The sequence below is a fragment of the Kitasatospora sp. NA04385 genome, assembly GCF_013364235.1.
Taxonomy (GTDB): domain Bacteria; phylum Actinomycetota; class Actinomycetes; order Streptomycetales; family Streptomycetaceae; genus Kitasatospora.
The window spans coordinates 3,247,674-3,267,052 of record NZ_CP054919.1 but is presented as its reverse complement, the minus strand read 5'-3'; the positions used below and the strand labels follow the sequence as shown (position 1 = coordinate 3,267,052).

The window sequence follows — 19,379 nt, the reverse complement described above, 5'->3', positions numbered from 1 at the left end:
CACACAGGGAGTTGGTGCGCCGCACCGCACGGGTGTGCGGTGCGGCGCGGGCGCTGCGTCAGGCAGTTCAGCCGACGTTGGCGCAGGAGTTGCCGAACGCCGGGTTCAGCAGGCCGATGACGTTGACGGTGTTGCCGCAGACGTTGACCGGGACGTGCACCGGGACCTGGATCAGGTTGCCGGAGAGCACGCCGGGGGAGCCGGCGGCGACGCCCTCGGCGCCGGAGGAGGCGTTGGCCAGACCGGCCGAGCCGAGGACCAGGCCGGCGGCGGCGACGGACAGGACCGCGGCCTTCTTGAAGTTGCGCATAGCTTTCTTCCTCACGTTCTGCCCGACTGTGGATGGTCGGGTGCCGGGCGATCGCATCATCGCCCGGGGTTTTCCGGATGCGCCGTGAATGTCACTCACGCGGCCCAACACCCTCGTGTCGCCCGTGGCTTGGGCGAAGCGTGCCGCGTCGGGGTGCGCCCGCGACCGCTCGCTCACGGCGGGGAGCGGTCGTTCCGCGGCGCGTCCAGGGCGGCTCGGGGCTGCCTGTGGAGCGGTGTTCGTGAGGAAGAACGAGCCGGGGCGGCCGGGGAAACGGGCGGATCCGCCGATCACCCGAATGCGGCGGATTACGCCGAGCGGGTGATTGTTCGGGGGCGTGCGCAACTGCACCGGGGCGGTTTCGTTGGCCTGGTGCACGTCCCGTGTGCTTCCTACCGGCAGCCCCCGGCGCGGCAATTGGAAGATCTGATTTATCGAGGAGACTCAGCATGAGCATCAAGAAGGCCGCCGCCGTCGGCGCCGCTGTCGTGGGCATCGTCGCCGCCGGTGCGGGCTCCGCCATGGCGAGCAGCGGCGCCGAGGGTGTCGCCGCCGGTTCCCCCGGTGTCGCCTCCGGCAACGAGATCCAGGTGCCGGTCCACATCCCGGTCAACCTGTGCGGCAACTCGATCGACGTGATCGGCGCCCTGAACCCGGCGTTCGGCAACTCCTGCGCCAACGTCGGCTGACGCGCGACCCCTGGTCGGCCGAGCCGCCGTCCGCACCCTCCTGGCGGGGTGCGGGCGGCGGCTCGTCCGCTTTCCGGGGGCGGTGGGTGACGGGGCGTCATGCTGTCGCGAGTCTTGTTGTGTTACCTGTCAGTACCTAGCATGTGAGCCTGCCTCATGTTCGCCGGGCCGTCCGCCCGGCCCCGTGCTCCGCGCCGCCCGGCAGCCGCCGGGCGATCCCCCACCCTCGCAAGGAGTCATGAGTGTCCAGGTCACCCCGCTCCGCCCCCGCCCGCCGCCGTCCGCCCGTCCTGCTTGCCACCGCCGCCCTGCTCGCCGCCCTCGGCCTCGGCTCCGGCCTCGGCGCCGCCGACGCGCAGGCCGCGTCCGGCAGCCCCGGCAAGCCCGCCGCGATCGTCGCGCTCGGCGACAGCGCGATCTCCGGCGAGGGCGCCGGCACCGACACGAACGACGACTACGTCCCCGGCACCGACACGCCCACCAACTACTGCCACCGCTCCACCAAGTCCGAGATCTTCGTGACCAAGCTGCCCGGCGTCACCCCGATCGACCTGGCCTGCTCCGGCGCCCAGACCGGCGACCTGGTCAGCGACCCCGAGCTGGCGAAGATCACCGGGCCGGGCAGCGGCGACTTCGGCGAACCCAAGCAGGACGTCCAACTCGCGGCCACCGCACGCCAGTACGACGTCAAGATGGTGGTCGTCACGATCGGCGCCAACGACGACTTCGAGTTCGCGAACATCATGATGGACTGCCTCGCCCAGTACTTCCCGATCCCGCAGTCCAAGGGCTGCCGGGACACCATCGGCAGCGCCGAGATCACCCGCCGCGCCGCCGCGGTCAAGCCCAAGGTGACCGCCGCGCTCACCAGCGTCCGGAGCACCATGCGGGCGGCCGGCTACACGGACGACTCCTACCAGCTGGTCTACCAGTCGTACTTCAACCCGATCACCCCCGACATCCGGCGCAACGACTACGCCGGCAAGGTCGCCGACGGCTGCCCCGCCTTCCCCGAGGACCTCGCCTGGGGCCACAACTGGGTCGTCCCCACCCTCAGCGACGCCCTGCGCGAGGCCGCCGCGGGCGTCCCCGGGGTGCGCTACCTCGACCAGCGCCGGGTCGCCTTCGGCCACGAGGTCTGCGCCGAGTGGACCACCTCCCCGTACGAGTACACCAACGGCGACGTGATCGACCTGTCCGAGAAGACCCGCAACGGCTGCGACAGCCCGATCTCCATTCCCGGCCTGTGCATGAACAACGTCCGCCAGTCGTACCACCTGCGGGTCGCCGGGTACGCCGCCGAGGCCGCCTGCCTGCGGCAGTTCTACCAGCAGGCCGCGCTCGACCAGGCGTTCTGCTCGCTCAACCAGCAGGACGGCACCTCGATCACCGCGCTCACCCCCGGGCAGCCGTTCCCCGACACCCCCGAGGACGGCGCCTGGTACCAGCTCACCAACCAGGCCGACGGCAAGGTGCTCGACCTCTCCGGCGGCGGCAGCTACGGCGACGCCACCAACGGCCGCACCGCCCTCACCTATCCGGCCACCGGCGGGCTCAACCAGTCCTTCGTCCTCGAGGCCAAGGCCGGCGGCAGCTACGAACTCGACTTCAGCGGCAACCGCGACATGTGCCTCGACGTGGCCGGGGCCTCCACCGCTCCCGGCGCCAAGGTCCAGCAGTGGCGCTGCAACGGCGGCGGCAACCAGCACTGGCTGCTGAAGCCCGTCGGCGACGGCACCTACCGGCTCGCCGACTCCCAGGACCCGACCAAGCTCGCCACCGCCGGCCCGCAGACCGACGGCCAGGGCAACGCCCTCGTCCGGCTCGCCGCCGACGACGGCTCCGCCGCCCAGCACTGGCGGCTCACCAAGCTCGGCATCGTCTACCTGCACGGCTGACCCCGGGGGGTCAGGACACCCCCAGCCGGACGGCCGCACCCGGGGGCACCGGGTACGGCCGCTCCGGCGGCAACCGGCCCGGCTCCCGGGTGGCGCGCAGCTCGCGGGCCAGCGGCGTCAGGTCCTCGATCCGCACCAGCCACTCGCCCAGGTAGCGCTCCACCAGCGAGCCGCTCAGCCCCAGTTGCAGCGAACGGTGGCCCAGCGGCCGCAGGTCCAGGTCCCGCTCCGGGTCCCACTGCACCCGGGCCTCGGCGCGCCGCAGCTCCCGCTGCCACGCGGCCCGCGAGTCGTGCACCCCCCGCTCGTACGAGCTCAGCACCGCCGCCTCCAGCGCGGCGTCGAACCCGGCCCGCCGGATCACCACCCCGAGCACCCGCTCCTGCCCCGCGCTCCGGGCCCAGTCACTGCGGTGCATCAGCCAGCGGAACGACGGCTTCACCCAGGTCATCCGCCCCGGGTCGAACGCCGCCGGGAACCGCCCCGCCGCCGCGGCGGGCTCGGCGATCTCCGGCCCGAACGCCTGGTAGACCGTCACCGTCTCCTCGTCGTACCGGGCCCGGACCTGTCGCTTCGGTGTCTGCTCCACCCCACCATGGTGACCTGCGGACGGGAGGGCCCCGCCAGGGGCTCGTGTGCATTCAGGGGCTCGGGGAACGGCGAGCCCGTGGCTGCTGACGGTTCACTGCCGGAGCGCGCATCGGCTTCGGGTTCTGTCAAAGACACGCAGCAGCACGGACACTTCGATGGGCTCCGGCCACCAGCAGCACGGCCCCGCCGTTCCCCGGGCCCCTGTCGGGGCCACTGCGCAGCACGGCCCCGCCGTTCCCCGGGCCCCTGATTTCGCGTGCCGCCGGCCTGGCCCGAATAGCATGGCGGCCTCTCTGCCTGGAGGTTCGCGGTGACCGGTACGGCCTTGGTGCTCGGGTTGGACGTCGGGGGGACCAGTACGCGCGCCCTGGTCGCGGAGTTGGACGGGCGGGTGGTCGGGCGGGCCCGGGGCGCCGGGGGGAACCCGGTCGCGCACGGGGCGGAGACCGCGGCCAAGGAGATCGGGGACACCGTGCGGGCCGCGCTGGCCGGGGTGGACCCGGGGCGGGTCGCGGCGGGGGTGCTGGGGCTCGCGGGCGGGCTGGTGGCGCGTTCGGACTTCGGGGCGCTCTGGGACGGCCTCGGGCTGGGCGCGCACCCGGTGCTGGTGAGCGACGTGCTGCTGGCGCACGCCGCCGGCACCGCCGAGCCGGACGGGAACGTGGTGCTCAGCGGGACGGGCGGGATGGCCGCCGAGATCCGCGGCCACGAACTGCGCCGCACCGCGGACGGGCACGGCTGGCTGCTGGGCGACCGCGGCTCGGGCGTCTGGCTCGGCCGCGAGGCCGTCTCCGGCGCGCTCACCGCGATCGACCGGGACGAGCCGCTCACCGGCCTGGACGCGGCGGTCGCCGCGGCGCTGACCGGCCCCGACGGCCCGGGCGAGGACCCGCGGTCGGCGCTGATCGCCGCCGTCCACGCACAGGCCCCCACCCGGCTGGCCCGGCTCGCCCCGGTCGTCCTGGACCGGGCCGGTGCGGGCGACCCGGCGGCGCTCGCCCTGGTGGCCCGCGCCGCCGACCACCTGCTCGACACGCTCGCCCTGCTGCGCGCGCCCGGTTCCGCGCTCCCGGTGGTGCTGGCCGGCGGCCTGCTCACCACCGACACCCGCTGGCCGCCCGGCTCCGCCCGCTGCTCGCCGCCCGCTGGCCCGGGCCCGGCTGCGCACCGCGGGCAACGGCGCGGGCGCGGCGGCCTGGCTGGCGGCGCGGTCACTGGGCCGCGGCACCGCGGAGCTGCACCGCGCGCTGACCGCCTGAGGCCGCGGTCACTGGCAGGTCATCGCCCAGGGGGCGACCCCGCCGTGCGGGGCCTTGTGCGGCGGGGCCGGCGTCGTCGGCCGGGCGGGCGGTGTCGGCCGGGCGGGCCGCCCGGACGGGCGGGCGGTGTCGGCCGGGCGGGCCGCCCCGGACGGGCGGGCGGCGGCGCCGGGGAGGGCGATCTCGGCCCAGACCCATTTGCCGCCGCGCTTGCGGACCACGCCGTGGGCGAGGGCGAGTTCGGCGATCAGGAGCAGGCCGCGGCCGGACTCCTCGTCCTCGGCGGGGCGGCCGGGGACGGGGACGGCGGTGGAGGAGTCGTAGACCTCGATGACGGCGCGGTGGTGCAGCGGGTCGGCGTGCACCCCGACGGTGACGGCGTCCCCGGTGGCGTGGCGGACGGCGTTGCCGAGGAGTTCGGAGGTGACCAGGTCGAGGGTGAAGCGGGTGTCCTCGTCCAGGGGGGTGTTCCAGGCGGTGAGGAGGTCGCGGACCCGGCGGCGTCCGGCGGCGACGGTGGCGGGCTCGCGAGGCAGTGAGAACCATCGACGGTGGACGGACATGGCGGGCTCCTCACGCGGTTTCGCCCGATGGGCGGAGACTCGGCAGCCGATATGAGGGTATGTCAGATCCCAACATCTCTAGACAAGCTGAAATCTCTAGAGATGTCAATGCGTCAGGAGCCGCCCCTGCGTAGGATGTCTAGAGAAGAGGGGAAGGAAGTCCGCCGACATGACCAGTCAACCGCGCGCCACGCAGCCCAAGTACCAGCGGATCGCCGACGACCTCAAGCGCGAGATCGACGCCGGGCGCTACCGCCCCGGCGACCGGCTCCCCGGCGAGAACGACCTGATGGCGACGTACGGCGTGGCCAGGATGACGGCGCGTCAGGCGCTCGGCGTGCTGCAGGGCGAGGGGATAGCGGAGGCCCGCCGGGGGGTGGGCGTCTTCGTGCGGGAGTTCCGGCCGATACGGCGCCGCGGCATCCAGCGGCTCGCCGGCCGGACGTGGGGCGGCGGGGCCTCGGTCTGGTCGGCCGACATAGCCTCCCGCGAGCTGGCGGTGGACCAGCTGAGCGTCACCGAACGGGAGGCGCCCGAGCAGATCGCCGCCGTGCTCGGCCTCAAGGGCGGCGAACCGGCCTGCGTGCGCAGCCGCCGCTTCGTGCTGGACGGCAAGCCGGTGCTGCTCTCCGACTCGTACCTGCCGGCCGCGCTGGTGGCGGGCAGCCGGATCACCGACCCCGACACCGGCCCCGGCGGCACGTACGCCCGGCTCGCCGAACTGGGCCACAAGCCGGTGCACTTCCAGGAGCAGATCCGCTCCCGGATGCCCGCGGGGGACGAGGCGGACCGGCTGGCGCTGGCGCCGGGCACGCCCGTGTTCCTGGTGCACCGGATCGCGTTCGCCGAGGACGGGCAGGCGGTGGAGGTCAACGAGATGGTGCTCGACTCGGCCTCGTACATCCTGGAGTACGACTTCGACGCCTGACCGGGGCCCGCGACGGCGACGGTGACGGCGTCGGCGCCGCTGACCGAGGCCGGCCCGAGGGGCTCCACCGGCAGGGCGCGCACGGCGAACACGCAGCGGTGCGGGCCGCGGCCGGGCGGCGGCGCGGCCCCGCCGAAGCCGTTGCTCCCGTAGCCGTTGCGGCCGTGCCCCGCCCCGGCGGGCAGGCCCGGGAACCCGCCGCCGCCCGCGTACCACGCCTGCTCCGCGCCGAGCCGGCCGCCCGCTCCCGCCGTTTTCCCGGCTTCCCCCGGTGCCGTTCGCCTCCGGCGGGCCGTCAGCCGTCAGCCGTCAGCCGTTCGCCGTCAGCCGTTCGCCGCCGCCCCGAGGTCGAGTTCGGCGCGGGCCGGGTCGGCGAGGAGGGTGGCCAGGGCGGCGGCGAAGACCGGGCCGCCCCCCGCGAGGGCGAGGTCCTTGGCGGCGAGGCGGATCGGGAAGTCCGCGTCGGTGCTGTCGATCCGGGCCATCACGCCGGACAGCGGGCCCGCGGCCAGGGCCCGGCGGGCCTGCGCGGCGGGGACGCCGAGGCGTTCGGCGACGGCCAGGGCCTCGCCGACCACGGTCACCGAGCTGACGACGGCGCCCATCATGACCAGCTTGAGGGCCGCGCCCGCGCCGGGGCCGCCGCAGCGGACCACCCGGCCGAGGTGCTCCAGCACGGGCTGCGCCCGGTCCAGCGCGGAGTCCTCGCCGCCCGCGTAGACGACCAGCGAGCCGGCCGCGGCGGCGGTGACGCTGCCGAGCACCGGGGCGTCCACCAGCTGCACGCCGTCCGGGAGTTGGGCCCGCTGCTCGGCGACGGCGGCCGGGCCGATCGAGGATATGTCGATCCACAGCGCACCCGGGGCGAGCGCCGGACGGAACCGGTCCGCCACCTCGACGACCGCCGCCGGGTCGGCGAGCACCGTCACCACCACGTCCGCACCGCGCACCGCCTCCTCGGGGGAGGCCGCCTCGGCCAGGCCCCCCGCCCGGCCCGCCGTCCGGTTCCAGACCGTCAACTCCTTCGCCACACCGTCCAGCCGACGGGCCATCGGAAGCCCCATCCGGCCCAGCCCCAGCACTGCCACCCGCTCCGTGATCTCCATGGCGACCACGCTAGGCGCGTCCCAGCCAGGCGACAAACGAATGTCCGGCATGGTAGCCATGCACTATGGACATGGCTTGGCTGGAGGTCTTCCGCACCGCGGCCCGACTCGGCTCGTTCACCGCGGCGGGCGAGCGGCTGGGCTGGACGCAGTCCGCGATCTCGCGTCAGATCGCTTCACTGGAGGGCGAGTTGGGCGTCGCCCTGTTCGACCGGCTGCCCCGCGGAGTGTGCCTGACCGAGCACGGGCGGACGCTGCTGCCGCACGCCGAGGCGCTGCTGGAGCGGCTCGACGGCACCCGGCGCGACCTGGCCGCGCTCACCGGCCTGGCCACCGGCCGGCTCCGGCTCGGCGCCTTCGACAGCGCCAACGCCGCCCTCGTCCCGGCCGCGCTGGCCGCCTTCCGGGCCGCGCACCCGGCGATCGCGCCGACCCTCACCGAGGGCCTCTCCGGCCACCTGCTCGGCCTGCTCGCGGACGGCTCGATCGACCTCGCCGTGGTCACCGCCTACCCCGGACACCCGTACGACACCGACCTGTTCGAGCTGCACCGGCTGGTCGACGACCCCGTCCTGGTGGCCGTCCCGCGCACCCACCCGCTGGCCCGGCGCCGCCGCCTGCGGCTGGCCGAACTCGCCCCGGAACCCTGGATCGCTGCCAGCCGCCACCCCGAGGCCACCCTGCTCGCGGCCTGCGTCCGCAGCGGCTTCCACCCCCGGATCGAGTACGAGGTGGCCGGCTGGACGGCCAAACTCGGCCTGGTCGCCGCCGGGTTGGGCATCACGCTGATCCCCTCGCTGGCCGCCCGCGCGGCCCGCCCCGACCTCGCGCTCGTCCCGCTGCACCCGGACGACACCCCCGTCCGCCACGTCCACGCCGTCGTCCGCCGGGGCCGGCTGCCCGCCCCGGCCGTCGCCGCCTTCCTGCCCTTCCTCCGGGCCGCGGCCGGGAGTTGACCACGGGCGGTCGTCGCCTATCCTGGCGCGGTGCGCTGGTGGGGGAGGGTCTCGGTACGGGTGCGGGCCGCGCTCGGCGCGGCGGCGGCCTCGGTGCTCGCCCTGTCGCTGGCCACCGTCTGGGTCGGCGACGCGGCCTACCAGCAGTGGATGCCGAACGCGGAGGCGAAGGCGCTGCGCGAGGCCACCCTGCTGGACGCCGCGATCACACCCCCGGAGACGCCCGACACCGAACCGACCGACCCCGGCGCCCCGCCCTGGATCGCGTGGTTCGGCCGCCTGATCGAGGGCGGGTACCAGCAGTCGGCGTACGCCATCGTGCTGGAGGACGGCAGCTGGGCCGTCCACGACCGGGTCGACCAGGGGAAGTCCAACTACCTCCCGCCGCTGACCAACCACGTGCACGGCTACGCCGACCTGCTGCGGATCCACCTGCCGGACGGCGTCGGCTACGACATCAGCACGCCGGTCGGCCCCAACCCCACCGACCGCACCGTCACCTTCCTGCGCCGCACCGAGCCGCAGCGCGGCCGGAACCTGAACGCGCTCACCGGCCGGACCGACCTGGCCGACCAGTGGGTCACCACCTACATCATGGTCAACCCGATCGAGGCGAAGGCCACCCGGGCCAAGGTCCGCTCCATCCTGGGCTGGTACGTGGTGCCGTTCGGGTCGCTGTTCGTGGCGCTGGTGGCCTGGGCGGTCACCGGGCTGGCGCTGCGACCGGTGGAGGCGATCCGCCGTCGGATGGAGCTGATCGGGGCGGGTGCCTTCCACGAGCGGGTGCCGGTCCCGGCGGCCCGGGACGAGATCGCCGGGCTGGCGGTGACCACCAACCGCACCCTCGACCGGCTGGAGCGCTCGCTGGTCGAGCAGCGCCGCCTGGTCACCGACGCCGCCCACGAACTGCGCACCCCCGTCGCCGTGCTGCGCAGCACGCTGGAGGTGGCGGTGGCGCACCCCGAGCGGGCCGACTGGCGCGAGGTGGTGGAGCGCAGCCTGGCCGACACCACCCGGCTGCACCGGCTCACCGACGACCTGCTGCTGCTCTCCCGCGCCGAGGAGCGGCCCCGCCAGACCGCCACCGTCGCATGGGACGGCCTGCTGTCCGAGCAACTCGCCGAACGGGCCTTCGGCGGCGAGCGGCGGATCCGGGTGGCCGAGCTGCGGCCCGTCACCGTCCCGGGCACCGAGCAGCTGCTCGGCCGGGTGGTCGACAACCTGCTGGACAACGCCTGCCGGCACGCCGCCGAGCGGGTCACGGTGGCGCTCCGGGTCCTTGACGGCCGGGCGGTGCTGACCGTCGCCGACGACGGTCCGGGCATTCCGGCCGCCGACCGGGAGCGGGTCTTCGAACGGTTCGTCCGGCTGGACGAGGCCAGGTCCAGGACGGACGGCGGCACGGGGCTGGGCCTGTCGCTGGTGCGGGGCATCGCCGAGGGGCTGGGCGGCTCGGCCGAGGCCGTCGAGCCGTCCGCTGGCACCGGCGCGGAACTGGTGGTCCGGCTGCCCCTCGACACGTCCGACCCGGCCCCGGCCGACAACCCGGCCCCGGACCGGGCCCCGGCCCCGGATCAGTCGGGCGACCACCGGTACACCGCGACCCCGCCCCCGGCGGCCACCTCGCGGTAGCCCTGGTCGGCCAGTTCGGCGCGGGCCCGGAGCATCTCGGCCTCCGGGAGCGGGAAGTCGCCCGGCCGGTCCAGGACCGCCACCCACTCCGCGGTCGGGCGGCCCCACGGCGCGTCCCGGCCGGGGCGGGTGAGGTAGGGGAACAGCGAGACGGTGCAGCGCCCGGTCAGTTGGGGCGCCAGCCGGTTCGCGGCGGCGACCCGGGCGCCGTCCGGGACGGTCGCCAGCACGGCCCGGGCGTCCACCGGCCGCGGGGGAGCGGAGCCGGCCGGGGCCGGGGGGAACAGCAGCAGGGCCAGCACCGGCACCAGCACCGGCACCAGCGCCGCCACCGGCCCGGACCACGGCCGCGCCCGGCGGCGCACCCGGTCCAGGCCGTCGGTCAGCGCCAGGAACAGGATCGGCATCAGCACCGCGTTGTAGTGCTGCCGGGTGTCCCAGTAGGCGGGGTCGACGGACCAGAAGCGGGCCGCCAGCGGGGGAACGGCGAGCAGCACCAGCGGCGAGCGCAGCGCCAGGAACGCGGTCGGCAACAGCAGCACCAGCACCGTCCGCCACTTCCCGCCCGGCAGCAGCAGCCGGGCCAGCGGGTCGCCGCCCCGCCAACTCCCGCTCGCCGCATAGGTGTACAGGCCGTCCGGGTTGTGCGCGGGGATGACCAGGAACACCGCCAGCACCGTCACGCCCACCGCGGCGAGCACCGCCGCCGCCCCCAGCGCCCGCCGTCCGCGGGCGAACACGTACGCCCCGACCGCCGCCACCAGCAGGCCCTGGTCCTCCTTGACCAGCAGCAGCGGCAGCGCCCACCCCACCGCGGCCCGCCACCGCCCGCGGGCCAGCGCCTCGACGGCGAAGGCGGCGAGCGGCACCGCGAACGCGATCTCGTGGAAGTCGAACTCCACCGCCGTCCACAGCCCCCAGGACAGCCCGTACCCGCAGCCCACCGCGGCGCCGCGCACCGGCCCGAGCCGGTCCACGGCCAGCCGGGCCACCGGCAGCGCGGACAGCGCGAACAGCGCCGCCTGCGCGAGCAGCAGCGTCCGGGCGTCCGGGAACAGCCGGTAGAGCGGCGCGAGGACGGCCAGCACCGGGCTGAAGTGGTCGCCGAGCAGGTTGAACCCGCTGCCCTTCAGGGCGGACACCGGCGCGCCCAGCCCGGCGTAGCCGCGCACCCCCTGCTCGAAGATCCCCAGGTCGAAGCCGGAGGTCTCCATCCGCTGCTGGCGCACCACCGCCACCGTGCCGTAGGCGCCGAACAGGACCACCGGGAGCAGGACTGGGAACCACCGTCGGAACAGCATGGGCGCGAACGTAGGAAGGCCGCGCTGAGGGGATCCTGAACGAAGCTGAAGATCCTTTCAGCCCCGGGCCGCCCCGCCGGGGCCCTGTCTAGGCTGGCCGGCATGAGGCTCCTACTGGTCGAGGACGAGGTACGGCTGGCGCAGTCGCTCGCCGACGGGCTGCGCGCCGACGGCTACGCGGTCGACGTGGCGGGCGACGGCGTGAGCGGCCTGGCGCAGGCCGGGGCGGTCCGGTACGCGGCGGTGGTGCTCGACCTGATGCTCCCCGGGCTCAACGGCTACCGGGTCTGCCGGGCCCTGCGGCAGGCGGAGAACCCGGTGCCGGTGCTGATCCTCACCGCGAAGAGCGGCGAGTGGGACGAGGCCGAGGCGCTGGACTGCGGGGCGGACGACTTCCTCCGCAAGCCCTTCTCGTACGTGGTGCTGGCCGCCCGGCTGCGCGCCCTGATCCGGCGGGGCGCGGCGGGCCGCTCCGCGGTGCTGGCGGTCGGCGACCTGACGGTGGACCCGGCGGCCCGGCGCTGCACCGTCGGCGGGACGGGACTGCGGCTGACCGCCAAGGAGTTCGGCGTCCTGGAGTGCCTGGCCCGGCGGCCCGGCCAGGCCGTCCCCAAGCCGGAGATCCTCGACTCGGTCTGGGACACCGCCTTCCGCGGCGACCTCAACATCGTCGAGGTGTACGTCGCCGCCCTGCGCCGCAAGCTCGCGGCCGCCCGGGCCCGCTGCGTGATCGAGACCGTCCGCGGCGTCGGCTACCGGCTGGTGCCCTGACCCCGGACCGTCAGGGCCAGACCAGGCAGTACAGCTGGTGGCCGGCCTCGTGCAGGCGGTTGGCGAAGTCCTGCCACTCGTGCAGCATCTGGTAGATGACGAAGGCGTCCCGCGGGCCGCGGCGGTCGGGGACGGTGGACCAGATGAAGGCGGCGGCGCCGAGCTCGGTCTCGTCGGCCTTGCGCAGCGGTTCGACCACGGTGTGCGGGAGTTGGACCACCGCGTAGTCGGGGTGCAGGACGACCAGTTCGAGCGGGGGGACGTGGTGCAGCGGGACGCCCTGGATGCCGGTGAGCACCATCGCGCTCATCGTCTCGGGCTTGATCTTGGTGGAGAGGTGGCCGCCGGCGGAGCCGCTGGTCTCCATCAGGTCGCCGAGCCGGCCGAGGGTGCCCAGTTCGCCGGCGTCCAGCCCCAGGCCGCCGGGACCGAGAGCGGTGGGAACCCTGGCGGCGGTCGCGCGGTCCGGAGCGCCGAAGTACTTGTAGGTGACCCCCACTCTGCCCTCGCCCCTCCTTCCCCTGCCCGTTCCCGTACCCCCGCCGGCCTCGCCGGGCCTGCGGCTGAGCCCCGCGGCCTCGTCGAAACCGTCCTGCCTCTCGGACACTCGGACCATCCTCACCGGAACTCGCCGGAATCGACAGACCCTCGCACGCTCGGTGTCCCTCCCGAACATGCCCCTTACCCGTCTGCCGGCGCGCTACACGAGCGCGCGTCACTCGACCTTACCTTTGGCACAGCCAGTGAGGGGAGCAGCACACGGATCATCGTTCCAGATGATCGGGCCCGACATGCAGAACGCCAGGACACGATTTGAGACCATGTCCGGGTAAGGGCGGTTCCCGGCCGCTCCCAGCACCCAACGGATGAGCGAGCAGATGAGCTACCCGTACGAAGCCCCCCAGTCCCAGTCGCTGTTCGACCGCGCCCTGGCCGTCACCCCCGGCGGCGTCAACTCGCCGGTGCGGGCCTTCCGCGCGGTCGGCGGCACGCCCCGCTTCATGGTGTCCGGCACCGGCCCGTACCTGACCGACGCGGACGGCCGCGAGTACGTGGACCTGGTCTGCTCCTGGGGCCCCATGCTGCTCGGCCACGCCCACCCGGCGGTGGTCGAGGCGGTGCAGCGGGCGGTGTCCCTCGGCACCTCGTTCGGGACGCCGGGGCAGGGCGAGGTGGAGCTCGCCGAGGAGATCGTCTCCCGGATCGCGCCGGTCGAGCAGGTGCGCCTGGTCTCCAGCGGCACCGAGGCCACCATGTCGGCGATCCGGCTGGCCCGCGGCTTCACCGGCCGCGCCAAGGTGGTCAAGTTCGCCGGGTGTTACCACGGTCACGTGGACGCGCTGCTGGCCGCCGCCGGTTCCGGCGTCGCCACCTTCGCCCTGCCGGACACCCCCGGCGTGACCGGCGCCCAGGCCGGCGACACCATCGTGCTGCCGTACAACGACCTGGACGCGGTGCGCGCCGCGTTCGCCGCCCACCCCGGCGAGATCGCCTGCGTGATCACCGAGGCCTCGCCCGGCAACATGGGCGTCGTCCCGCCGCTGCCCGGCTTCAACCGCGGCCTGGCCGAAATCTGCCGGGCCGACGGCGCGCTGTTCGTCTCCGACGAGGTGATGACCGGCTTCCGGGTCTCCCGGGCCGGCTGGTACGGGCTGGAGGCCGCGCAGGAGGGCTGGGCGCCGGACCTGCTCACCTTCGGCAAGGTGATGGGCGGCGGCTTCCCCGCCGCCGCGTTCGGCGGCCGCGCCGACGTGATGGCGCAGCTGGCCCCGGCCGGCCCGGTCTACCAGGCCGGCACGCTCTCCGGGAACCCGATCGCCACCGCCGCCGGCCTGGCCCAGCTGCGGCACTGCACCGACGAGGCGTACGCCGCCGTGGACCGGGCGGCCGCCGAGGTGTCCGGCCTGGTCACCGCGGCGCTCGCCAAGGAGGGCGTGGCGCACCGGCTGCAGACCGCGGGCAACATGTTCTCGGTCTTCTTCACCGACCAGCAGGTCACGAACTACGACGAGGCGCGCGGCCAGCAGGCCTTCCGCTTCAACCCGTTCTTCCACTCGATGCTGAGCCAGGGCGTCTACCTGCCGCCGTCGGCCTTCGAGTCCTGGTTCGTCTCGGCCGCGCACGACGAGCGCGCGGTCGAGCGGATCGCCGCCGCCCTGCCCGCCGCCGCCCGCGCCGCGGCCGAGGCCACCGAGGAGACCGCCAAGTGACCGAGAAGAACCAGGACATCACCGTCGTCCACGTGATGCGGCACGGTGAGGTGCACAACCCGGAGGGCGTGCTGTACGGCCGCCTCCCCGGCTACCACCTCTCCGACCTGGGCCGGCAGATGGCCGAGCGGGTCGGCGAGCACCTCAAGGACCGGGACATCACGCACGTGGTGGCCTCGCCGCTGGAGCGCGCCCAGGAGACCGCCGAGCCGATCGCCAAGGCGCACGGCCTCCAGGTGGCGGCCGACCCCCGGCTGATCGAGGCGGAGAACGTCTTCGAGGGCAAGACCTTCGGCGTCGGCGACGGCTCGCTGCGCAACCCCGCGTACTGGAAGTACCTGACCAACCCGTTCAAGCCGTCCTGGGGCGAGCCGTACATCGACCAGGTGGTGCGGATGATGGGCGCCCTCGCGGCGGCCCGGGACGCGGCCCGCGGGCACGAGGCGGTGTGCGTCAGCCACCAGCTGCCGATCTGGATCCTGCGCTCCTTCGCGGAGCGCCGCCGGCTGTGGCACGACCCGCGCCGCCGGCAGTGCTCGCTGGCCTCGCTGACCAGCTTCACCTACGAGGGCGACCGGATCGTCTCGATCGGCTACCGCGAGCCGGCCCGGGACCTGCTGCCGGCGCACCTGGTGGGCCAGGGCAAGAAGGGCGACAAGCCGGTGGGCAAGAGCTTCGGGGCGTAGCTCACACCGGGCCGCGCGGAGTAAGCCCAGCGCGTGGCGATATGCCCGAATTAAGACGATCATAAGCGGGAAAGCCGCAGGTCAAGGGGGGTCCGTCCGAGAAGGCCGGACCCCCCTAAAACGGGCCGCGAAGCCATGCGAAACTTTTCACATGTCACGGACGTCCAGCCGCCGCATCCGCCTCACCGCCGCTCTCGGCGCGGCCACCGCCCTGGCCCTCGCCGGGTGCTCCAGCTCCGGCAGCAGCAGCAGCAACAGCGGCGGCGGGGTCGGCTTCGTCACCGGCAAGGGCGGCATCGCCACCGCGGCCCCCGCCGGCCGGGTGGCCGCCCCCGACATCACCGGCACCTCGCTGGACGGCAACCCGCTCAAGCTCTCCGACTACCGCGGCAAGGTGGTCGTCCTCAACATCTGGGGCTCCTGGTGCAGCCCGTGCCGGGCCGAGGCCAAGGGCCTGCAGGAGACCAGCGAGAAGTACGGCGACCAGGTCCAGTTCCTCGGCATCAACACCCGGGACACCGACACCGCCAACGCCGTCGCGTTCGAGAAGAACTTCGGGGTCACCTACCCGAGCATCTACGACCCGGACGGCGCCGAGATCCTCAAGTTCCCCAAGGGCAGCCTCAACCCGCAGTCCATCCCCACCACCATCGTGATCGACCGGGACGGCAGGCTGGCCGCCCGGGCGATGCGCGCGATGTCCGCCGAGGACCTGCAGAAGATGGTCGACCCGGTGCTGGCGGAGTCGAAGTGAGCACCCTGCTGGCGGCGTCCGACATCGGGTACAACGAGACGGTCGGCAGCGGCGCGCTGGTGCTGGCCCTGCCGATCGCGCTGGCCGCCGGGCTGGTCTCGTTCTTCTCGCCGTGCGTGCTGCCGCTGGTGCCCGGCTACCTCAGCTACGTCACCGGGTTCTCCGCCGCCGACCTCTCCGACGCCAGGGGCGCCCGGCGCGGCCGGATGCTGGCCGGCTCGCTGCTGTTCGTGCTCGGCTTCGCCGCGGTGTTCGTCTCCGGCGGCGCGCTGTTCGGCTCCTTCGGCCACAGCCTGGAGGCGCACCGGCGGGTCATCTCGGTCGTGATGGGCGTGCTCACCGTGCTGATGGGCCTGGCCTTCATGGGCCTGCTGCCCGGCTTCACCATGCGCGAACTGCGCTCGCACCGCCGCCCCGCGATCGGCCTGGCCGGTGCCCCGCTGCTCGGCCTGGTGTTCGGCATCGGCTGGACGCCGTGCATCGGGCCGACGCTGGCGGCGATCCAGGGCCTGGCCATCGACCAGGCCAGCGCCGGGCGTGGCGCACTGCTGATGGCCGTCTACTGCCTCGGCCTCGGCGTACCGTTCGTCCTGGCCGCGCTGGCGTTCCGCAAGGCCCTGGGCGCCTTCGGCTGGGTCAAGCAGCACTACCAGTGGGTCATGCGGATCGGCGGCGGGATGCTCGTCGCCGTCGGCCTGGCCCTGGTGACGGGGGTGTGGGACTCGCTGGTCAACCAGCTCCAGTACCTCACCCAGGACTTCTCGATCGGAATCTGACCGTGAGCGACACGAAGACCAGCCCCCAGCCGGCCGACGCCGCGGAAGGACCCGACACCGCGGAAGGACCCGACGCCGGACGGCTCGACGACGCCGAACGGCTCAGCAGCGCGCCCGAGGAGAACGACGCCGCCCCGGTCGGGATAGGCGTCCTCGGCTGGCTGCGCTGGTTCTGGCGCCAGCTCACCTCGATGCGGGTCGCCCTGCTGCTGCTGTTCCTGCTGTCGCTGGCGGCCATCCCCGGCTCGCTGGTGCCGCAGAACACCAACGCCTTCAAGGTCGCCGAGTGGAAGAACGCCCACAAGGGCATCACCCCGCTCTACGAGAAGCTCCAACTGTTCGACGTGTACAGCTCGGTGTGGTTCTCCGCGATCTACATCCTGCTGTTCGTCTCGCTGGCCGGCTGCATCCTGCCCCGCACCTGGCAGTTCGTCGGCGTGCTGCGCGCCCAGCCCCCGGCCGCCCCGCGCAACCTGACCCGGATGCCGGTCTACGCGGCCTGGCACACCGGCGCCGCCCCCGAGCAGGTCGAGGCGGCCGCCCACCGGCTGCTGAAGAAGCGCCGCTTCCGGGTCGCCGCCGGCCCGGGCCCGGTGGCCGCCGAGAAGGGCTACCTGCGCGAGGTCGGCAACCTGCTGTTCCACTTCGCGCTGTTCGCCCTGCTGACCGGCTTCGCCTGGGCCAGCCTGGACAGCGGCTCCGGCACCAAGATCGTGCTGGAGGGCCAGGGCTACTCCAACACCACCACCCAGCTCGACGACTTCACCGGCTCCCGGTTCTACGGCGTCGACGACCTGGACGCCTTCGGCTTCAAGCTGGACGGCTTCACCGCCGACTTCCAGACCTCCGGCCCGGCGGCCGGCACCGCCAAGGAGTTCGTGGCCAACGTCCGCTACTGGGAGGGCTCCGACTCCGGCCGGCAGAAGAACGCCAGGATCGAGGTCAACCACCCGCTGGAGGTGGGCGGTTCCAAGGTCTTCCTGACCGCGCACGGCTTCGCCCCGGTGGTGACCGTCCGCAACGCGCAGAACGAGGTCGTCTACCGCGGCCCGACGGTCTTCCTGCCCCGGGACTCCAACGTCACCTCGTTCGGCGCGATCAAGGTCAACGACTACGGCACCGGCCCCGACGGCCAGAAGACCCAGATGGCCTTCCAGGGCTTCTTCCTGCCCACCGCCGCCTCCGACTTCACCCACACCGGCCCGATCTCGGTCTTTCCGGCCGCCGCCAACCCGCAGCTGGTGATCAGCGCCTACGTCGGCGACCTGCGCACCGACAGCGGCCTGCCGCAGAACGTGTACGAGCTCGACGACAAGGCGCTGACCCAGCTCCAGGTCGACGGGAAGCCCGCCGCGGTCAAGCTCAAGGTCGGCGAGGGCTGGGACCTGCCCGACGGCTACGGCAGCATCACCTTCGACGGCTACCAGCAGTGGGCCAACTTCACCGTCTCGCACCGCCCCGGCAACGCGATCGCGCTGCTCGGCGCCGTCGCCGCGATCCTCGGCCTGATCGGCTCGCTGTTCGTCCAGCGCCGCCGGATCTGGGTCCGCGCGGTGGCCGCTCCCGACGGCCGCACCCTGGTCGAGGTGGCCGGTCTGGGCCGCAGCGACTCCGCCCGCACCGCGGAGGAGCTCGCCGAGCTCGCCGTCGAGCTCCAGGACGACGCCCCCGCGACCGACGCCCCCGCCACCGATGCACCCCCGGGGCCCGACGCCCCCGCCACCGACGCACCCGCCGCAGCCGACTCCCCGGCCGCTGCCGTCCCCACCGCCCCGGAAACCAAGGAGTAGACGGTGCTGCTCGCGCAGGTCGACACCCAGTTGGCCAACATCTCCAACTACCTCATCTACTCGGCGATGACCGTCTACACCCTGGCGATGTTCGCCCAGATCTTCGAGTGGACGTTCGGCGCCAAGGGCGGCGTCGCCGTCCGCTCCGCGCAGCAGAGCTCCCTGGCCGAGTCGGTCGCCGACTCCGCGGACGCGGCCAAGGGCGTCCGCAAGGTCACCGTCACCGTCGCCTCCCAGGGCGGCGGCACCACCACGCTGACCCGCACCGCCCTCGCCGACGCCGGTGCCACCACCGTCACCAGCGGCCGCGGCGACGACGGCCCGGCCGACGGCGTCGGCCCGGCCGGCACCAGCGAGAAGGCCGACCTGGTCGGCCGGATGGCGGTCTCGCTGACCGTCCTCGGCCTGCTGCTGCACGCCGCCAGCGTGGTCGCCCGCGGCCTGTCGGTGATGCGCTGGCCGTGGGGCAACATGTACGAGTTCTCGTGCGCCTTCTCCCTGATGATGGTCGGCGCGTACGTCATCCTGCTCGCCACCAAGAAGAACGTCCGCTGGCTCGGCCTGCCGGTGACCGTGGTCGCGCTGCTGATCCTCGGCGTCGCGGTCTCCGTCCTCTACACGGACTCCGAGCAGCTCGTCCCCGCCCTGCACTCCTACTGGCTCGGCATCCACGTCTCCACCGCCACCATCTGCGGCGGCGCCTTCTTCGCCGCGTTCGTCGCCACCGTCGCCTACCTGCTCAAGGACCGCTACGAGCACCGCGTCGCGGCCGGCCTGACCGTCCGCGCCGCCAACCTGATGGAGCGGCTGCCCGCCTCCGGGACGCTGGACAAGCTCTCCTACCGGATCAACGCGGTGATCTTCCCGCTCTGGACGTTCACCATCATCGCGGGCGCGATCTGGGCCGAGGCGGCCTGGGGCAAGTACTGGGAGTGGGACCCGAAGGAGACCTGGTCCTTCATCACCTGGGTCGCCTACGCCGCCTACCTGCACGCCCGGGCCACCGCCGGCTGGCGCGGCCGCAAGGCCGCCTACCTGGCGCTGCTCGCCTTCGCCTGCTGGCTGTTCAACTTCTACGGCGTCAACATCTTCATCACCGGCAAGCACTCCTACGCCGGCGTCTGACGCCCCCGCACCCGCACCACCACGAGATCCCCAC

17 protein-coding genes and 3 pseudogenes are annotated in these 19,379 nt (G+C 73.9%); 13 read left to right on the top strand and 7 right to left on the bottom strand.

Going from position 1 to position 19,379, the window contains the following annotated elements:
* Positions 1-67: 67 nt before the first annotated feature.
* A complete protein-coding gene (locus HUT16_RS14345; protein ID WP_176188570.1) occupies positions 68-310 on the bottom strand; it encodes a chaplin in 243 nt (80 codons plus the stop codon).
* A gap of 449 nt (positions 311-759) precedes the next feature.
* Between HUT16_RS14345 and HUT16_RS14340 the strand changes: the two genes are divergently transcribed.
* Positions 760-999, top strand: coding sequence for a chaplin (locus tag HUT16_RS14340; protein WP_030457840.1), 240 nt, complete (start codon positions 760-762; stop codon positions 997-999).
* Between the two features lie 242 nt (positions 1,000-1,241).
* Positions 1,242-2,897 (top strand): RICIN domain-containing protein, encoded by a 1,656-nt coding sequence (locus HUT16_RS14335; RefSeq protein ID WP_254897804.1) that lies wholly within the window; start codon positions 1,242-1,244, stop codon positions 2,895-2,897.
* Positions 2,898-2,907: 10 nt separating this feature from the next.
* Here the strand turns inward: HUT16_RS14335 and HUT16_RS14330 are convergent, their stop codons facing one another.
* The gene (locus tag HUT16_RS14330) at positions 2,908-3,486 is read right to left on the bottom strand and encodes a DUF4291 family protein (RefSeq protein ID WP_176188569.1); all 579 of its coding nucleotides are present in this window, start codon (positions 3,484-3,486) and stop codon (positions 2,908-2,910) included.
* Positions 3,487-3,798: 312 nt separating this feature from the next.
* Here HUT16_RS14330 and HUT16_RS39740 point away from each other — a divergent pair.
* Positions 3,799-4,572, top strand: a pseudogene (locus HUT16_RS39740) (N-acetylglucosamine kinase); the annotation flags it as partial.
* A gap of 183 nt (positions 4,573-4,755) precedes the next feature.
* Here the strand turns inward: HUT16_RS39740 and HUT16_RS39735 are convergent.
* Positions 4,756-5,310: an ATP-binding protein gene (locus HUT16_RS39735; RefSeq protein ID WP_368662739.1), complete on the bottom strand. Its 555-nt coding sequence runs from the start codon at positions 5,308-5,310 to the stop codon at positions 4,756-4,758.
* Between the two features lie 169 nt (positions 5,311-5,479).
* On the opposite strand from HUT16_RS39735, the gene HUT16_RS14320 reads away from it, so the two are divergent.
* Entirely contained in the window at positions 5,480-6,238 is a 759-nt protein-coding gene (locus tag HUT16_RS14320) for a GntR family transcriptional regulator (protein ID WP_176188567.1), read from the top strand.
* 50 nt (positions 6,239-6,288) lie between these two features.
* Here the strand turns inward: HUT16_RS14320 and HUT16_RS14315 are convergent.
* Positions 6,289-6,447: pseudogene (locus HUT16_RS14315) on the bottom strand (YbhB/YbcL family Raf kinase inhibitor-like protein); the annotation flags it as partial.
* A 114-nt stretch (positions 6,448-6,561) separates the two neighbouring features.
* Positions 6,562-7,344, bottom strand: a complete 783-nt coding sequence (locus HUT16_RS14310) for an NAD(P)-dependent oxidoreductase (RefSeq protein ID WP_176188566.1) — start codon at positions 7,342-7,344, stop codon at positions 6,562-6,564.
* A gap of 71 nt (positions 7,345-7,415) precedes the next feature.
* On the opposite strand from HUT16_RS14310, the gene HUT16_RS14305 reads away from it, so the two are divergent.
* Together HUT16_RS14305 and HUT16_RS14300 are read left to right on the top strand one after the other, a co-directional pair.
* The gene (locus HUT16_RS14305) at positions 7,416-8,300 is read left to right on the top strand and encodes a LysR family transcriptional regulator (protein ID WP_254897803.1); all 885 of its coding nucleotides are present in this window, start codon (positions 7,416-7,418) and stop codon (positions 8,298-8,300) included.
* A 30-nt stretch (positions 8,301-8,330) separates the two neighbouring features.
* The gene (locus HUT16_RS14300; RefSeq protein ID WP_176188564.1) at positions 8,331-9,932 is read left to right on the top strand and encodes a cell wall metabolism sensor histidine kinase WalK; all 1,602 of its coding nucleotides are present in this window, start codon (positions 8,331-8,333) and stop codon (positions 9,930-9,932) included.
* On the opposite strand, the gene HUT16_RS14295 is transcribed toward HUT16_RS14300, so the two are convergent.
* Positions 9,875-11,233 (bottom strand): DUF2079 domain-containing protein, encoded by a 1,359-nt coding sequence (locus HUT16_RS14295; protein WP_176188563.1) that lies wholly within the window; start codon positions 11,231-11,233, stop codon positions 9,875-9,877. The two genes, HUT16_RS14300 and HUT16_RS14295, sit on opposite strands and share 58 nt — an antisense overlap.
* A 102-nt stretch (positions 11,234-11,335) precedes the next feature.
* Here HUT16_RS14295 and HUT16_RS14290 point away from each other — a divergent pair, with 102 nt between their 5' ends.
* Positions 11,336-12,004: a response regulator transcription factor gene (locus tag HUT16_RS14290; RefSeq protein WP_176188562.1), complete on the top strand. Its 669-nt coding sequence runs from the start codon at positions 11,336-11,338 to the stop codon at positions 12,002-12,004.
* A 10-nt stretch (positions 12,005-12,014) separates the two neighbouring features.
* Here the strand turns inward: HUT16_RS14290 and HUT16_RS14285 are convergent.
* Positions 12,015-12,509, bottom strand: a pseudogene (locus HUT16_RS14285) (hypothetical protein); the annotation flags it as partial.
* 361 nt (positions 12,510-12,870) lie between these two features.
* On the opposite strand from HUT16_RS14285, the gene hemL reads away from it, so the two are divergent.
* The 6 genes from hemL (at position 12,871) to ccsB (ending at position 19,345) form a co-directional block, all read left to right on the top strand.
* Positions 12,871-14,214, top strand: a complete 1,344-nt coding sequence (gene hemL / locus HUT16_RS14280) for a glutamate-1-semialdehyde 2,1-aminomutase (RefSeq protein ID WP_176188560.1) — start codon at positions 12,871-12,873, stop codon at positions 14,212-14,214.
* A 35-nt stretch (positions 14,215-14,249) separates the two neighbouring features.
* On the top strand, positions 14,250-14,900 hold the full coding sequence (locus HUT16_RS14275; protein ID WP_254898304.1) for a histidine phosphatase family protein: 651 nt from the start codon (positions 14,250-14,252) through the stop codon (positions 14,898-14,900).
* 151 nt (positions 14,901-15,051) lie between these two features.
* Positions 15,052-15,654 (top strand): TlpA disulfide reductase family protein, encoded by a 603-nt coding sequence (locus tag HUT16_RS14270; RefSeq protein WP_176188558.1) that lies wholly within the window; start codon positions 15,052-15,054, stop codon positions 15,652-15,654.
* Positions 15,651-16,430: a cytochrome c biogenesis CcdA family protein gene (locus tag HUT16_RS14265; protein ID WP_176188557.1), complete on the top strand. Its 780-nt coding sequence runs from the start codon at positions 15,651-15,653 to the stop codon at positions 16,428-16,430. The genes HUT16_RS14270 and HUT16_RS14265 overlap by 4 nt, the downstream gene beginning before the upstream one ends.
* Before the next feature lie 2 nt (positions 16,431-16,432).
* Entirely contained in the window at positions 16,433-18,220 is a 1,788-nt protein-coding gene (locus HUT16_RS14260) for a cytochrome c biogenesis protein ResB (protein ID WP_176188556.1), read from the top strand.
* Positions 18,221-18,223: 3 nt separating this feature from the next.
* Positions 18,224-19,345 carry a c-type cytochrome biogenesis protein CcsB gene (gene ccsB / locus HUT16_RS14255; RefSeq protein WP_254897802.1) on the top strand — a complete coding sequence of 374 codons (1,122 nt, stop codon included), beginning with the start codon at positions 18,224-18,226 and terminating at the stop codon, positions 19,343-19,345.
* The last annotated feature ends 34 nt before the right edge of the window (positions 19,346-19,379 follow it).

Coding starts and splice junctions, on each gene's coding strand:
- HUT16_RS14345 (WP_176188570.1), bottom strand. CDS start 310: ATGCGCAACTTCAAGAAGGCCGCGGTCCTGTCCGTCGCCGCCGCCGGC.
- HUT16_RS14340 (WP_030457840.1), top strand. CDS start 760: ATGAGCATCAAGAAGGCCGCCGCCGTCGGCGCCGCTGTCGTGGGCATC.
- HUT16_RS39735 (WP_368662739.1), bottom strand. CDS start 5,310: ATGTCCGTCCACCGTCGATGGTTCTCACTGCCTCGCGAGCCCGCCACC.
- HUT16_RS14320 (WP_176188567.1), top strand. CDS start 5,480: ATGACCAGTCAACCGCGCGCCACGCAGCCCAAGTACCAGCGGATCGCC.
- HUT16_RS14310 (WP_176188566.1), bottom strand. CDS start 7,344: ATGGAGATCACGGAGCGGGTGGCAGTGCTGGGGCTGGGCCGGATGGGG.
- HUT16_RS14305 (WP_254897803.1), top strand. CDS start 7,416: ATGGCTTGGCTGGAGGTCTTCCGCACCGCGGCCCGACTCGGCTCGTTC.
- HUT16_RS14295 (WP_176188563.1), bottom strand. CDS start 11,233: ATGCTGTTCCGACGGTGGTTCCCAGTCCTGCTCCCGGTGGTCCTGTTC.
- HUT16_RS14290 (WP_176188562.1), top strand. CDS start 11,336: ATGAGGCTCCTACTGGTCGAGGACGAGGTACGGCTGGCGCAGTCGCTC.
- hemL (WP_176188560.1), top strand. CDS start 12,871: ATGAGCGAGCAGATGAGCTACCCGTACGAAGCCCCCCAGTCCCAGTCG.
- HUT16_RS14275 (WP_254898304.1), top strand. CDS start 14,250: ATGCGGCACGGTGAGGTGCACAACCCGGAGGGCGTGCTGTACGGCCGC.
- HUT16_RS14270 (WP_176188558.1), top strand. CDS start 15,052: ATGTCACGGACGTCCAGCCGCCGCATCCGCCTCACCGCCGCTCTCGGC.